We start from the raw sequence: 14,986 nt of genomic DNA on the forward strand, positions 1-14,986 counted from the left end.
GACCCCATGAAAGCCAAGCACCAGCGTCTCGTCCTGATCTGCATCGCCCTGGTCGGCCTCGTCGCCGCCGGGCTGATCGCGGCCTATGCGCTGCGCGACCAGGCGAGCTATTTCTACACCCCCGGCGACATTGCCGAAAAGGGCGTCGAGCCGGGCCAGGCGATCCGGCTGGGCGGCATGGTGCAGAAAGGCTCGATCAAGAAACAGGCCGATGGCGTGACGATCGATTTCATCGTCGAGGATGGCAAGGGCACGGTGCCGGTGCGCTTTACCGGCATCACCCCCGACCTGTTCGTCGAAGGATCGGGAGTCGTGGCCGAAGGCCGGATGAACGCCTCGGGCCAGTTCGTCGCCGACAACCTCCTCGCCAAGCATGACGAGAATTACGTGCCGCGCGAGATGCGCGACATGACCAAGGCCGATGTCAAGAAGCTCGGCGGAACGGTGCAGCAGCCATGATTGCCGAAATCGCGCTTGCGATCCTGTGGCTTGCCGCCGCGCTGGCGGTCTTGCAGCTGGGCCTGGGCAGCTATGCGCTGACCGCACGCGGGGCAGAATTCCTGCGCGCTGTGCGCCCGATCGCGGTGGTGCAGGGGCTGCTGGTGGCGGTCGCGTTTGCGCTGCTGATCGTGCTGTTCCTGCGCACCGACCTGTCGGTCAAGCTGGTCGCGGCGAACAGCCACAGCCTGAAGCCCCTGATCTACAAGATCGCCGGGGCTTGGGGCAATCACGAAGGCTCGATGCTGCTCTGGGTCACCGTGATGGGCCTGGCGGGCGGTTTCGTCGCGCTGCTCGAACGGCGGCTCAACGAGCGCACGATGGTCGCCACGCTGGCGGGCCAGGCGTTCGTGAGCCTGGGCTTCTACGCCTTCATGCTGTTTTCGTCGAACCCGTTCGAGCGGCTCAATCCCGCGCCGGTCGAGGGCAATGGCCTCAACCCGCTGCTGCAGGACCCGGGCCTCGCCTTCCATCCGCCGACGCTGTACATCGGCTATGTCGGGCTCTCGATCGCCTTTTCCTTCGCTGTCGGCGCGCTGATCACCCGCGATGTCGGTCCTGCCTTCGCCCGCGCGATGCGGCCCTGGGTAATGGGCGCGTGGATCTTCCTGACGCTCGGCATCACCGCGGGTTCGTGGTGGGCCTATTACGAGCTTGGTTGGGGCGGCTGGTGGTTCTGGGATCCGGTCGAGAATGCCTCGCTGATGCCCTGGCTCGCGGCGACCGCTTTGCTCCATTCGGTCAGCGTGCTGGCAACGCGCAATGCGCTCAAGGCCTGGACGGTGATGCTGGCGGTGGTCGCCTTCTCGATGTCAATGGTCGGCACCTTCCTGGTGCGTTCGGGCATCCTGACGAGCGTGCACGCCTTTGCGGTCGATCCCGAGCGCGGCAGCTTCATCCTCACGCTGCTGGCCATCTATATCGGCGGCGCACTAGCCCTGTTCGGGCTGCGCGCCTCGACCGTCACCGAGGGCGCGAAATTCCATCTGTTCAGCCGCGAAGGCTCGCTGGTGATGAACAACGTGCTGCTGGTCGGCATTCTGGGCATCGTGCTGATGGGCACGCTCTACCCGCTGGTGACCGAGGCGTTCGGCACCAAGGTTTCGGTCGGCCCGCCCTATTTCAACCCGGTGAGCGCAATCTTCGTGTTCCCGATGCTGGTCATCATGGCGGCGGGTCCGCTGATGCGCTGGCGGCAGGATAACGGTCGCAAGCTCGCCAATCTGCTCGCCGTGCCCGCGCTGGTGGCCGCCGGAACGCTGGCGCTGGTGGTGGTGTTCGGCGGCGATATCGGCGTGCTGCCGCTGCTCGGCCTGGTCTTTGCCGCTGGCCTTGCCGTGGCGAGCCTGCTGCCGCTGTGGAAGCGCAATCTGCGCCGCACCCCTGCGCATATCTGGGGCATGGTGATCGCGCATCTCGGCATCGCTGTCGCGCTCGCCGGCATGGCGTCCGAAAGCGCGTTCAACACCGAAAAGCTCGTGGCGAGCGAGATCGGGCAGAGCCATACCGTCGGCCCCTGGACGATCGAGTTGCAGGGCGTCAGGCCGATCGCCGGAGCCAACTGGACCGCGCTCGAGGCGCGCCTGGTCGCGCGCTATGGCGACAGCAATGTCCAGACCGTACTCAACCCGCAGGCGCGCATGTTCGCCTCGCCGCCCACCGCGACGAGCGAGGCGGCTTTGCTCACGCGCTGGAATGGCCAGCTTTATGCCGTGCTCGGCGAAGAGGGCGATGACGGCCGCTGGCAGCTGCGGCTGTGGTGGAAGCCGTTCGTTCCGCTGATCTGGTATGGCGGCCTGCTCGTGGGGCTGGGCGGCGTGCTGTCGCTGGTCGGCCGCACCGCGCGCGACCTGCGCCGCAAGGGCGAGCCCGAGCTCGAGCCGGCAAGCGAACCCGCCGCGCCCAAGCCTGCTGCCGGGGGCCAGGAAGCGCTCGCATGAAGCCCGTAAAGTCATGAAGCACTGGGCGATCTGGCTGCCGCTGGCCCTGTTCGGCCTGCTGTTCGCGGTGTTCGCATCGGGGCTGATCGCGCCTGGCGATCGCACCATCGCCTCGCAGATGATCGGCAAGCCGCTTCCCGATTTCGACCTGCCCCAGGCCGTGCCCGATCGTCCGGCGCTGGCCAAGGCCGATTTTACGGGCGGCAAGCCCAAGCTGCTCAACGTGTTCGCCAGCTGGTGCGTGCCGTGCATCGCCGAAGCGCCGGTGCTGGCTGAGCTCGCCCGGGCAGGCGTCGAGATCGATGGGGTCGCCATTCGCGATCGGACCGCAGACGTGCAGCAGTTCCTCGCGCGCAACGGCAATCCCTATACGCGGATCGGACGCGACGATGTCAGCAAGATCCAGTTCGATCTCGGCTCCTCGGGCGTGCCCGAAACCTTCGTGATCAACGGCAAGGGGATCATCACCTATCAGCATATCGGCGAAATCCGCGCCGATCAGGTGCCCATGATCCTGCAAAAGCTGAAGGAGGCGCAGTGATCCGCGCTCTCATTCTTTTCCTGTCGCTCGCGCTGGCGGCGCCTTTAGCAGCTCAGGACTCGCTCCCTCCCGCGCCCTATGCCTACAGGCAGCTCGAGGACCCGGCGAAGGAAAAGGCCGCGCAAGACCTGATGATGACGCTGCGCTGCCTGACCTGCCAGAGCCAGTCGATTGCCGATTCCGATGCCCCGATGGCGGGCGACATGCGCAATCAGGTGCGCGAGCGCATCGCGCGGGGCGAGGACCCCGAGGCGATCCGCGCCTGGCTGATCGAACGCTATGGCGATTGGGTGTCCTATGAGCCGCGCGTCACGACGATGACCTGGCCGCTGTTTGCCGCGCCGGTCGTGCTGCTGCTGCTCGCCGCGATCATCGTGCGCAAGCGTTTCACCCGCGCCAGGGCGCAAGGAGGCAAGAGCTGATGGCCTGGATCGTCGTGGGACTGCTCGCGCTGCTGATCATGGCGGGGCTCATCTGGCTGGGCAAGATGCCGCGCAAGGCGTGGGAACTCGCAGGTGCCGCATTGTTCGTCGGCATCGCAGGCTATGCCTGGCAGGGCCAGCCCTCGCTCGCCGGGTCGCCCAAGGAGCCGGTCGAGAAGCTCGGTATGTTCGACGAGGACCTCGCCAAGCAGCGCGACGAGATGGGCGGCAATTTCGGCGATGCCCGCGCCTGGCTGGTGCTCGCCGATGCACAGAGCCGCCAAGGCAAGTTCGCCACGGCCGCCACCGCGCTCAGCAAGGGGCTTGAGACCTTTCCCGAAGACCCGGATCTGTGGGTGGCGCTCGGCAATGCGCTGGTCGGGCACAGCAATGGCCTGCTGACCCCGGCCTCGCAATATGCCTATCAGAAGGCCGCGACGCTCTCGCCCGATCATCCGGCACCGCCGTTTTTCCTGGGTCTTGCCCTTGCGACATCGGGCCAGTTGCAGCAGGCACGCGCCATCTGGGCGGAGCTTCTCGAGCGTTCGCCGCCCGATGCCGAGTGGCGCGAGGACCTGACGAGCCGACTCGCCCGGATCGATGCCCTGATCGCTCAGCAGGACGGTGCGCCTGCGCCCGGTATGCCCGGATCGGTTCCGCCTGTCGCAGAACCCGGTCAAGCTACTGAAAAAAAGCCATAATCGCTCTATTGCGATTATATTGCACTGCATCATGCGCCATGCTAATCCGCCTGCCATTGCCCCTATGGGCGATAGGCGAAAGGGGACGATGAGCGCTGTTCGATCGCAAGGTCCGCAGCGCCTGCATATTGCCCGATGATAAGCGATTCACCATCAGATGCGCCCATAGCGCCACCCGCCGCCGGATCGGCAGCCGGGGAACCAGGCATGCAGCCTCCCGGGCATGACCATGGCAAGGGCAGTTCGGTCGCGGCACTGGCCTTCGGCGCGATCGGTATCGTGTTCGGCGATATCGGCACCAGCCCGATCTATGCCTTTCGCGAGACCTTTGCCGGCCACCATCCGCTGACGCCGGATGCCGAGCATATTTTCGGCGTCGTCAGCCTGATCTTCTGGTCGATGACCCTGGTCGTCGGGGTGCAATATGTCAGCATCCTGATGCGCGCCGACAACAAGGGGCAGGGCGGAAGTCTCGCTCTCGTCGCGCTGATCTCGCGCAGCATCGGGCGGACCAGCTATGGCTGGCTGCTGATCCTGCTCGGTGTGTTCGCCACGGCGCTTTTCTATGGCGACAGCATGATCACGCCGGCGATCTCGGTGCTGTCGGCGGTGGAGGGATTGACCGTGGTCAATCCCGGTCTGCAGCCGCTGGTCGTGCCGATCGCGGTGGGGCTGCTGGTCTTCCTGTTCTTCATCCAGTCGCGCGGAACGGCTAAGATCGGGACGCTGTTCGCGCCGATCATGGTGCTGTATTTCGGCACGATCGCGGTGCTGGGCATGTACCAGATCGTGTTCAACCCTGAAATTCTGCTCGCGCTGAACCCCTGGTTCGCGATCCGTTTTTTCATCAACGATGGCTGGTTCGCGTTTCTGGCGCTCGGCTCGGTTGTGCTCGCGGTGACGGGGGCGGAGGCACTCTATTCGGACATGGGCCATTTCGGGCGGGGACCATTGCGCCTTTCCTGGTTCGGCTTTGTCATGCCCGCGCTGCTGATCAACTATTTCGGCCAGGGCGCGATGATCATCGGCATGTCGCCCGAGGTCGCGGCCGAGACGATCAGGAACCCGTTCTTCCTGCTTGCGCCCGATGTGCTGCGCCTGCCGCTGGTGCTGCTCGCGACCGGCGCGACCTTCATCGCCAGCCAGGCGGTGATCTCGGGCGCGTTCTCGATCACGCATCAGGCGATCCAGCTCGGCTATATCCCGCGCCTGTCGATCAAGCACACCAGCGCGTCGGAAAGCGGACAGATCTACATTCCGCTGATCAACTGGGTGTTGATGGTCGCGGTGATCCTGCTGGTGCTGAGCTTCCAGAGCTCGAGCAACCTCGCTGCGGCCTATGGCATCGCGGTGACGGGTGCGATGCTGATCGACACCTGCCTGATGGCGGTGCTGCTGATCGCGATGTGGAAATGGAAGCTCTGGATGGCGATCCCGATCATCGTCACCTTCGTGGTGGTCGATGGCGCCTATTTCCTCGCCAACGCCACCAAGATCCCCGATGGCGGCTGGTTCCCGCTGGTCATCGGCGCGTTCACCTTCACGCTGCTCACCACCTGGGCGCGCGGGCGCAAGCTGATGCGCGAAACGATGATCGAGAGCGCGCTGCCGATCGAGGTGTTCGTGAAGTCCGCGCAGGGCTCTGCAACCCGGGTCAAGGGCACCGCGATCTTCATGGCCTCGGCGACCACCGGCGTGCCCACCGCGCTGCTGCACAACATGAAGCACAACAAGGTGATCCATGAGCGCGTGGTCATCCTGACCGTGCAGATCATGGAAGTGCCCTATGTCACCGACGCCAACCGCTTCCAGGTCGAGGACCTGGGCCATGGCTTCTACCGCATGGTGTTGCGCTATGGTTTCATGCAGTCGACCGACGTTCCCGCCGCGCTCAAGGACGTGAAGGAATTGTGCGGCGGCAAGTTCGAGATGCTGCAGACCAGCTTCTTCCTGTCGCGCCAGACGCTGCTCACCGCCGAGCGGCCCGGCATGCCGGTCTGGCGCGAGAAGATCTTTGCCTGGATGCTGCGCAATTCGGCGAGCCCGATGGAATTCTTCAACCTGCCCTCGAACCGCGTGGTCGAACTGGGCAGCCAGCTCGAGATCTGAGGAGCTTCGCCATGATCGTCATCGCCGGTTTCTATCGCTTTCCGCTCGACCAGATCGAGGCAGTGAAGCCCGCAATGGCGAAGATGATCGCGCTCAGCCGGGCAGAACCGGGCTGCGGCCATTATGCCTTCTCGTTCGACGTGGTCGAGCCCGGCATGGTGCGCGTCAGCGAATCCTGGGCGGATGAGGATGCGCTGAAGGCGCACGCGGCGAGCGCGCACATGGCCCAATGGCGCGCCGCCAGCGCGGCGCACGGCATCCACGATCGCACGATCACCGCCTATGAGGTGACCGGCGAGCGCTCGCTTTAAGGTCAGCAGCGCAGCCCCAGCGTCCGTTTCTGCATGTCATAGGTCAGGCTGGCGCAGCCTTTCAGGAACGCGCGCCCGGCGACGATGCGCAGATCGACATCGCGCTTCTTGTCGCCCACCACGACGATCTCGTCCGAGTCCGCACTCGCCTGGTCGGCCGCGGCAATGCCGCTGGCATCGCCATAATCGCTGTAGCGCACATCGGCGGTAACAAGCTGGCGCGAGCCCAGCGCGATGGGCTGGGCGAGGGTCATTTCGCGGGTGGGGCGCTGGATGCCGTAAAAGATCAGCGTCTGGCGCGGCTGGCCGGTGAACTTGCCGCCGCGATACTGCGCGAGCCAGTTGCCGGTGGGCGCGCTGACCAGAGTTTCGTCGCGGGCGAGGCTGAACTGGAAGCGCACCTTCTCGTCAGCAAGGTTCAAGGTCGTGCCGACACCCAGGCGCCCAAGAAAGCCGAAATTGTCGAGCGGAAGGCTGATGTCGCTTGCCCCGGGACCCGCCTCGCCGAGCCGGAAAGTGACCTTCTTGTACGGCAGCGAAGCCGGACTGATCGTACCGTCGGCGATGGTAGAGCTTTGCCGATCGGTCCAGAAGATGCGCTGCTTCTTCTCGCCCGCGCCATAATCGACCCGGTGCACCGACGAGTTGCCATTGATCTTTTCGGGCCCCACCATGCTGCGAAACGCGAGCATGCCCGGCTTGAGGCCAAGCTTCGCAGCGACATCGGCGTTGAGCGTGGGCGCTTCGGCGGCTTCAGGTCGCACCTCCAGCCGCAGCGGCTGGCCGTTGATCGTGACATCGATGATGTTGTCGCCGGAGAGAACCAGCTCGTCCGGGAGCGAAGGCCCGGCCTTGGCCAGGGCAGGAGAAGCAAGAACCAGTGCCGGAATGATGAAACTGCAAGCGACCCGCATATAAAAACTCCCGTGCTGAATGAACACCACGGGAGCTATACTAATAGAGCCAATGCTGACCGGCAGATGAATTGCCGGGCTTCGCGATCAATAATTCGTCCGCGCCAGTAGAGAGGCCTTGGCGGCCTGGTATTCGGCGGTGAGGCGGGCGACCATGTCGGCGACCGTATCGACCTTGCCGACCGCGCCGATGCCCTGGCCGCTGCCCCAGATGTCGCGCCACGCCTTGGCTTCGGTATTGCCGCCCGATCCAAAGTTCATCGTGCTGTAATCGCCCTTGGGCAGATTGTCGGGATCGAGCCCGGCATTGACGATCGACTGGCGCAGGTAATTGCCCGACACGCCGGTGAACAGGTCCGAATAGACGATGTCCGCGGCGCGTCCTTCGACGATGCCGTTCTTGTAGCCGTCGGTGGCGCGCGCCTCTTCAGTGGCGATGAAGGCCGAACCGATATAGGCGAAGTCCGCGCCCATTGCCTGCGCGGCGAGGATCGAGGCACCGCAGGCGATCGATCCCGACAGCGCGATGGGTCCATCGAACCAGCTGCGGATTTCCTGCATCAGCGCGAAGGGCGAGATGGTGCCGGCATGTCCGCCAGCGCCCGCCGCAACGGGGATCAGGCCGTCGGCGCCCTTTTCGATTGCCTTGCGCGCGAAGCGGTCGTCGATCACGTCGTGCATGGTGATGCCGCCCCAGTCGTGCACCGCCTTGTTCAGGTCCTCGCGCGCGCCGAGCGATGTGATGATCATCGGCACCTGCCACTTGGCGCAGGTCATCAGGTCGGCTTCGAGCCGGTCGTTCGACTTGTGGACGATCTGGTTGACCGCAAAGGGTGCGGCGGGCTTGTCCGGGTTGGCGCGGTTATACTCGGCCAGTTCCTCGGTGATCTGGTGCAGCCACTCGTCAAGCTGTGCCTGGGGCCGCGCATTGAGCGCCGGGAACGAGCCGATCACGCCCGCCTTGCACTGGGCAATGACGAGCTCCGGGCCGGAAATGATGAACAGCGGCGACCCGATCACGGGCAGGCGCAGGTTGTCGCAAAGCGGAGATGGCATGGTCATGGCGGGGACATTAACCTGGGTTTCGTTGGTGTCCAGAGGCAATTAAGCGGCCAATTAAGTTTTGATTGGGGATGGGTTTGGAAGTGCAAAATCCTCCCCGAGACGAGGTCGGGGAGGACTTGACGTTGCTCTACAACTCCTCGAGCGCGCTCAGCACGGCCTTGATCGAGGCCGTCGCGACATCCTCGTCCACGCCCACCCCGAAGCAGGGCGAGCGGCCGTCGATCGCGCATTCGACATAGGCCGCTGCGCGCGCCTTGGAGCCCGAACCGATGGCGTGCTCGCGATAATCGGCAATGTCGATCGCGATGCCCAGCGCCGACGACAGCGCGTCGACCACGCCCGAGATCAGGCCATTGCCGCGCCCGCTGACCGGGATTTCCTGTCCGTTCGCCAGGATGCGCCCGACGAACAGCCGGTCGGCGCCCGCCTTGCGCTCCTCGTAATCGACCAGCCGGTACTTGCCGGTGCCATCGAGGTGATAGCGCTGCTGGAACGCCTGCCAGATATCCGCAGAGCTGAGCTCGACGCTTTTCGCATCGGCGAGCGCCTGCACGGTCTTGCTGAAATCGGCCTGGAGCCGCTTGGGCAGCTTGAGCCCCTGGTCCTGTTCGAGCACCCAGGCGACGCCGCCCTTGCCCGACTGCGAGTTGACGCGGATCACCGCCTCGTAGCTGCGGCCGATATCCGCCGGGTCGAGCGGCAGATAGGGAACCGCCCAGATCTGGTCGTTGCGCTTTTCCTGCGCGGCAAAGCCCTTCTTGATCGCATCCTGATGGCTGCCGGAAAAGGCGGTGAACACCAGCTCGCCCGCATAGGGGTGCCGCTCGGGCACTTTCAGCTGGTTGCAATATTCGACCGTCTTGACGATCTCGTCCATGTCCGAGAAATCGAGGCCGGGGTGCAGCCCCTGCGTGTACATGTTGAGGCCGAGCGCCACGAGATCGACATTGCCGGTGCGCTCGCCATTGCCGAACAGGCAGCCCTCGATCCGGTCCGCGCCGGCCATCAGGCCGAGTTCCGCCGCCGCAATACCCGATCCGCGGTCGTTATGCGGGTGCAGGCTGATCACGACGCAGTCGCGCTTGCTGATATGGCGGCACATCCATTCGATCTGGTCCGCATAGATATGCGGGCCCGCCGCCTCGACGGTGGCGGGCAGGTTGAGGATCAGCGGCTTGTCGGGGGTCGGCTGGAGCACCTCCATCACCGCCTCGCACACCTCCAGGCTGAAATCGAGCTCGGCGGTGGAGAAGGTTTCAGGGCTGTATTCGAAATGCCAGTCGGTCTCAGGGTATTTCGCTGCCTGTTCCTTGAGGATGTTCGCGCCCTCGACCGCGATCGCCTTCACGCCCGCACGGTCGAGCCCGAACACGATCTCGCGCCACGCCGGGGACACGGCGTTATACAGGTGAACGATGGCGCGGTGCACGCCGGCCAGGCTCTCGAAGCTGCGCTCGATCAGGTCGCGGCGCGATTGGGTGAGCACCTGCACGGTGACATCCTGCGGGATCTTGCCGCCATCGACGAGGCCGCGGATGAAGTTGAACTCGGTCTCGCCGGCGGAGGGGAAACCGACCTCGATCTCCTTGAGGCCGATCTTGACCAGCAGGTCGAAGAAGCGCTGCTTCTTGGCGCCGTCCATCGGATCGATCAGCGCCTGGTTGCCGTCGCGCATGTCGGTGGAAAGCCAGCGCGGCGGGGCGGTGATGACCGCATCGGGCCAGGTCCGGTTGGGCAGGTCGACGCGCGGGAACGGCCTGTATTTCTGCGAGGGATGGTCAAGCATCGGCATGAGAGAAGCGCCCTGTCTGAATGGCTGTGCGATAGGCAGGCCGAGCGGCGAGCGCAACCGGCTGCTGGTGTTTCGGGAGGGAAAAAGCCCTTAGGCGCGGGGCACGCCGTTGCGGCGCGCACAAGGTCAGCCGCGCCTAAGGGCGCGTAAGTCGCAGACCGAGAAGAAGGGCGTGGACCGTCATTTCGGAAGCGTCATTGCGTCAAATGGCGTGCAGGCGCAATAAAAAAATCATTTGCCGGGTGATGAAACCTGAGCCGCGCTTCAGGCGAACCGCAGGCCATTCCCTGACTCGAAAGGTATTCCAGCGATGAAACACATGATGACGGCGCTCGCCCTCGCGCTTTCCGCAACTGGTCTTGCGACGGGCAGCGCAGCCCTGGCAGGACCGGTCTATACCGGGCTGCAGGGCGATGTCGCGGTCGGCGGCTATGATGCCGTATCCTATTTCACCGGCGACGGAACGCCCGCCAAGGGCTCGGCCGAATTCGCGGTGCGACATGGCAATGCCGTCTATCATTTCGCCAATGCCGAAAATGCCGCGAAATTCCAGGCGGACCCTGCGCATTACGCGCCGCAATATGGCGGGCACTGCGCCTGGGCGATGGCGCGCGGCTATCTCGCGCCGGGCGATCCGTTGCAATCGCGCGTCGTCGACGGCAAGCTGTACCTGAACTTCAACGCCGAGGTGAAAGCCAAGTGGCTGCAGGACATTCCCGGCTTCATCGCCAGCGGCGACAAGAACTGGCCGGGCTTTCCCGATGACGCGAAGTTCGGGGGCTAGGACCAGTAAAGGCTCCTCTCGTCATTCCCGCGAAAGCGGGAATCCCGCTTCGTTTGCGCACCGCAAAATAACAGCGGGACCCCCGCCCGCGCGAGGGGTGACGGACAAAGCTGAAGGCCCCGCAAACCCGCTTGAGCGAGCGCGGGGCCTTCGACAGGCTCTATTTGAGCGGAGGTGGAAGCTTACTGCTTTTCGAACGCCACGCTGATGTCGAGCTCGACCTCGTCGCTGACCATCGGCAGGGCGTAGGCGATGCCGAAATCGCTGCGCTTGATCGTGGTTTCGGCTTCGAAGCCAATGGTGGCCTTCTTGTTGAACGGGTTGTTCCCCGCGCCGGTGAACTCGGCGTCGAGCACGACTTCCTTGGTCACGCCGTTCAGCGTCAGGTTGCCGGTGATCTTGGCGGTCATTCCGCTGGCGACGACCTTGGTCGAGACGAAGCGCGCATCAGCTGGCGCGGGGCCGAAGAAGTCGGGCTTGCCGCCATCCTTGCCAGCGCGCAGCAGATGGCTGGTGAGGCCGGCACTTGCCGTGGTGACCTTGGCAACCGGGATGGTCACATCCACCTTGGCGGCATTGGGGTTGGCAGGGTCGATGGTCAACGTGCCGGCGACATCGCCGAAAATGCCGAAATAGTCGTTGAAGCCGAAATGGTTGACTTCCCAGCCGATCAGCGAATGGCCGGGGTCGGTCTTGTAGGTACCGGCGGTGACGCGCGACGCGTCCTTCTGGCCGGGCAGCTGCATGCCCTGGCCGATCAGCGGCGTGGTGGCGACAGCGGCGGCGAGGGCGAGGATGGCGATGGTCTTGCGCATGACGAACTCCTTGGGAGGGTAGGAAGCCCGAAACTGTGGCTCCGAGGCCCCCAAGTCAATCATTGTTCCGCGCAACGCAGCGTTTACGTTTTGCGCTCCAAGCCATCGCGCACCACGGCATAGACATGGCTCAGCTGCTCGGCCGTGATGCAATAGGGCGGCATGACATAGACGGTGTTGCCCAGCGGCCGGATCAGCACGCCATGCGCCTTGCCGAACGCGTTCAGATGCACCGCCCAGTTCGACAGGTAACCGCTGGTATCGGCAGCAAGATCGAACGCGGCGATTGTGCCGCACTGGCGCGTGCTTTCGACCTTGGGATGCGATGCGATCGCGGTCAGCTCGGAGGCCTGCATCGCGGCAAGCCCGACGATCCGCGCCTGCACCGGCTCGTCGCGCCAGATGGAAAGGTTGGCCACCGCCGCCGCGCAGGCGATCGGGTTGGCGGTATAGCTGCTCGAATGGAAGAAGCAGTCGGCGCGGTCCTGCGACCAATGCGCCATGAAGATATCCTCGCGCGCCATGGTGACGGCCAGCGGCACCGCCCCGCCGGTCAATCCCTTGGACAGGCACATTATGTCGGGCACCACGCCTGCCTGTTCGCAGGCGAGCAGGCTGCCAGTGCGGCCCCAGCCGGTCATCACCTCGTCGGCGATGAACAGCACGCCATGGCGGGCGCAGATCGAGGCCATCTCGGCGAGGACATGCGGCGGGTAGAACAGCATACCGCCCGCACCCAGCACCAGCGGCTCGACGATGAACGCCGCCGCGCCTGCCTTGCACGCCGCCTCCAGCGCATCGAGCGTCGCCTGCTCGGCCCCGGTCGCGGGGAAGGGGATGCTGGTCACGTCGAATAGCAGCGGCGCATAGGGCCGGTTGAACACGCCGCGCGCGCCCACTGACATCGCGCCGATGGTGTCGCCGTGATAGCTGTGCTCCATCACGATGATGCCCTGGCGCGGTTCTTTCCGGTTGTGGAAATAGCCGAGCGCCATTTTCAGCGCGACCTCGACCGCAGTCGACCCTGAATCGCTGAAGAACACGCGGGTCAGTGCCTCGGGCATGATCTCGGTCAGACCGCGCGCCAGCGTCTCTGCCGGTTCGTGCGTCCATCCGGCAAAGATGATCTGGTCGAGCCGGTCCGCCTGCTCGCGGATCGCGGCCATGATGCGCGGATGCGCATGGCCGTGCGTCGTTACCCACCAGCTCGAGATCGCATCGATCCATGTCCGGCCATCGGCGCCATGCAGCAGCGCGCCTTGCCCGCGCGCGATCAGCGGAATGTCCTCACCCAGCCCATGCTGGGTGAACGGATGCCAGACCGGGGAATCGCTCATGCGAAACCGGCGAGGTCGAACCCGGCGGCGAATGCCGCGCGCAGCGCCTCGGGCGTGATTTCGGGCAGCATGTCGAGCCGGCCCAGGCGGCGGATGCCGGACATCTGCGTGATGGTCATCTCGCTGTCGGGTATCGGCTCGCCGATGAACGCGATGCCATGGATCGGCACGCCGCGCGCCTTGAGCACCTCGACCGTCATCAGGCTGTGGTTGATCGTGCCCAAGGCGGTACGCGCGCAGACGATGACCGGGATCTGCCAGCGCGCGAAGATATCGGCATAGAGCACCTGCCGCGTTACCGGCACCAGCGCACCGCCCGCGCCTTCGATCACCAGCGGCGCATCGACATGCGGAGGGGTGAGCGCATCGGTGTCGATTGTGACGCCGTCGATCTCGGCCGAGCGGTGCGGCGAAAGCGGGCTCACCAGCCGCCAGGCTTCGGGCAGCGTGGAGCCCGGAGCCATGCGCTCGACGAACTGGGTGTCGGTCTCGTCCTCGATGCCCGATTGCACGGGCTTCCAGTAACGAGCGGAAAGCGCCTGGGTCAGCGCAGCACTGAACACCGACTTGCCGATTCCGGTGTCGGTGCCTGTCACAACAAATCGCGGTTTCATGCGGGGATCATGATCTTGTCGAGTGATTCGGAGAGCGCGCCGATATCACCCTTTGTCACGTTGCGGGTAATCGAAATTCTGAGGCGCGCGGTGCCCTGCGGTACGGTCGGCGGGCGGATGCCGCGAATATCGAAGCCCTGGCGCTGCAGGGCCGAGGCGATGCGCATCGTGCGCGCATCCTCGCCGATGATGACGGGCAGGATCTGCGTGTCGGCAGGGGCTGCGCCGAGCCGGGGGGCGAGCAGGCTGCGCGCTTCGGCCACACGCGCGAACAGGTCCTCGCGCCAGTCGTCATGGCTCGCCACCAGGCCGATCGCCTTGCGCACCATATGCGCGACCAGCGGCGAAGGGGCGGTGGAGAAGATGAACGGACGTGCGCGATTGACCAGGAAATCGATCGCGACGCGGGGGGCGCAGATCAGCGCGCCTTCGCAGCCCAATGCCTTGCCGCAGGTGTGCAGCGTGATGACATTCGGCTGGTCGGCCAGCGCCTCGGCGAGGCCGCGTCCGCCGGTGCCGAAAACCCCGGTCGCATGCGCCTCGTCGATGATCAGGATGGCTTCGTGCCGAGCGGCGACTTGCGCGAGATCGCCGAGCGGTGCGCGGTCGCCGTCCATGCTGTACAGGCTCTCGACCGCGATCCATGCGCGGCCCGTGCCTCCGCAAGCGCGCCAGGCGGTGATGGCATCGTCGAACGCCTGGGGGTCGTTGTGCGCCGCGGCGCGCGTCTCGGCGCGGCCGAGCTTCATGCCGTCATGCGCCGATGCGTGGATCAGCGCGTCGTAGATCACCAGGTCGCCACGCTGGGGCAGGGTGGCGAAGATCGCGGCATTGGCAGCAAAACCCGTCGCCATGAACAGCGCCGCTTCGGTGCCGTAATGCGCGGCGGCCTCGGCCTCGAGCGCCTCGTGCGCCGGATGGTTTCCGCGCAGCAACCGCGACCCGCCCGAGCCTGCGGGCAGGCCGAGCGCCATTCCCTCGCGCAGCGCATCGTGGAGCAGGGTGGAGCCGGCAAGGCCCAGATAGTCGTTCGAGGCGAAGTCCTTGCCCGAACGCGGCGCGAGGCTGCGCAGCCTCGACCCCCTTTTCAGGGAGTCGAGCTGTGCAGCCTGTTCCTTGAAAAACGCGTTGATGGGCAAGGGC

General features: G+C 65.2%; 15 protein-coding genes. 8 read left to right on the plus strand and 7 right to left on the minus strand.

What is annotated here, in order from left to right; all coding sequences use genetic code 11:
• Positions 1–6: 6 nt before the first annotated feature.
• From ccmE to FG486_RS10295, 7 genes are all read left to right on the plus strand, one after another.
• A complete protein-coding gene (gene ccmE, locus FG486_RS10265; RefSeq protein WP_060977243.1) occupies positions 7–459 on the plus strand; it encodes a cytochrome c maturation protein CcmE in 453 nt (150 codons plus the stop codon).
• The gene (locus tag FG486_RS10270) at positions 456–2,438 is read left to right on the plus strand and encodes a heme lyase CcmF/NrfE family subunit (RefSeq protein WP_181267435.1); all 1,983 of its coding nucleotides are present in this window, start codon (positions 456–458) and stop codon (positions 2,436–2,438) included. The genes ccmE and FG486_RS10270 overlap by 4 nt, the downstream gene beginning before the upstream one ends.
• A gap of 13 nt (positions 2,439–2,451) precedes the next feature.
• Positions 2,452–2,979, plus strand: coding sequence for a redoxin family protein (locus tag FG486_RS10275; RefSeq protein WP_181267436.1), 528 nt, complete (start codon positions 2,452–2,454; stop codon positions 2,977–2,979).
• Complete coding sequence (locus FG486_RS10280; protein ID WP_181267964.1) at positions 2,979–3,401, plus strand: cytochrome c-type biogenesis protein CcmH; 423 nt, start codon at positions 2,979–2,981, stop codon at positions 3,399–3,401. Before FG486_RS10275 ends, FG486_RS10280 begins: the two co-directional genes overlap by 1 nt.
• The gene (locus tag FG486_RS10285) at positions 3,401–4,102 is read left to right on the plus strand and encodes a tetratricopeptide repeat protein (RefSeq protein ID WP_181267437.1); all 702 of its coding nucleotides are present in this window, start codon (positions 3,401–3,403) and stop codon (positions 4,100–4,102) included. The genes FG486_RS10280 and FG486_RS10285 overlap by 1 nt, the downstream gene beginning before the upstream one ends.
• 207 nt (positions 4,103–4,309) lie before the next feature.
• Complete coding sequence (locus FG486_RS10290) at positions 4,310–6,211, plus strand: potassium transporter Kup (protein WP_099046467.1); 1,902 nt, start codon at positions 4,310–4,312, stop codon at positions 6,209–6,211.
• A gap of 11 nt (positions 6,212–6,222) precedes the next feature.
• Complete coding sequence (locus FG486_RS10295) at positions 6,223–6,522, plus strand: putative quinol monooxygenase (protein ID WP_181267438.1); 300 nt, start codon at positions 6,223–6,225, stop codon at positions 6,520–6,522.
• Between the two features lie 2 nt (positions 6,523–6,524).
• On the opposite strand, the gene FG486_RS10300 is transcribed toward FG486_RS10295, so the two are convergent.
• The 3 genes from FG486_RS10300 to leuA form a co-directional block, all read right to left on the minus strand.
• Entirely contained in the window at positions 6,525–7,436 is a 912-nt protein-coding gene (locus FG486_RS10300; RefSeq protein WP_181267439.1) for a hypothetical protein, read from the minus strand.
• Positions 7,437–7,523: 87 nt separating this feature from the next.
• Positions 7,524–8,498 (minus strand): NAD(P)H-dependent flavin oxidoreductase, encoded by a 975-nt coding sequence (locus FG486_RS10305; RefSeq protein ID WP_066285034.1) that lies wholly within the window; start codon positions 8,496–8,498, stop codon positions 7,524–7,526.
• A gap of 130 nt (positions 8,499–8,628) precedes the next feature.
• Positions 8,629–10,293, minus strand: coding sequence for a 2-isopropylmalate synthase (gene leuA / locus FG486_RS10310; RefSeq protein WP_181267440.1), 1,665 nt, complete (start codon positions 10,291–10,293; stop codon positions 8,629–8,631).
• 310 nt (positions 10,294–10,603) lie between these two features.
• Here leuA and FG486_RS10315 point away from each other — a divergent pair, with 310 nt between their 5' ends.
• Positions 10,604–11,077 (plus strand): YHS domain-containing (seleno)protein, encoded by a 474-nt coding sequence (locus tag FG486_RS10315; protein ID WP_181267441.1) that lies wholly within the window; start codon positions 10,604–10,606, stop codon positions 11,075–11,077.
• Between the two features lie 182 nt (positions 11,078–11,259).
• Here FG486_RS10315 and FG486_RS10320 read toward each other — a convergent pair whose 3' ends face one another.
• The 4 genes from FG486_RS10320 to FG486_RS10335 all read right to left on the minus strand — a co-directional run bounded on the left by FG486_RS10320 (position 11,260) and on the right by FG486_RS10335 (position 14,982).
• The gene (locus tag FG486_RS10320) at positions 11,260–11,892 is read right to left on the minus strand and encodes a YceI family protein (RefSeq protein ID WP_181267442.1); all 633 of its coding nucleotides are present in this window, start codon (positions 11,890–11,892) and stop codon (positions 11,260–11,262) included.
• 83 nt (positions 11,893–11,975) lie between these two features.
• Positions 11,976–13,229, minus strand: a complete 1,254-nt coding sequence (locus FG486_RS10325) for an adenosylmethionine--8-amino-7-oxononanoate transaminase (RefSeq protein ID WP_181267443.1) — start codon at positions 13,227–13,229, stop codon at positions 11,976–11,978.
• Positions 13,226–13,843 (minus strand): dethiobiotin synthase, encoded by a 618-nt coding sequence (gene bioD, locus FG486_RS10330; RefSeq protein ID WP_181267444.1) that lies wholly within the window; start codon positions 13,841–13,843, stop codon positions 13,226–13,228. The genes FG486_RS10325 and bioD overlap by 4 nt, the downstream gene beginning before the upstream one ends.
• Positions 13,840–14,982, minus strand: a complete 1,143-nt coding sequence (locus tag FG486_RS10335; protein ID WP_241695688.1) for an 8-amino-7-oxononanoate synthase — start codon at positions 14,980–14,982, stop codon at positions 13,840–13,842. The genes bioD and FG486_RS10335 overlap by 4 nt, the downstream gene beginning before the upstream one ends.
• Positions 14,983–14,986: the final 4 nt, after the last annotated feature.

The organism is Blastomonas ursincola (assembly GCF_013607875.1).
Taxonomy (GTDB): domain Bacteria; phylum Pseudomonadota; class Alphaproteobacteria; order Sphingomonadales; family Sphingomonadaceae; genus Blastomonas; species Blastomonas ursincola.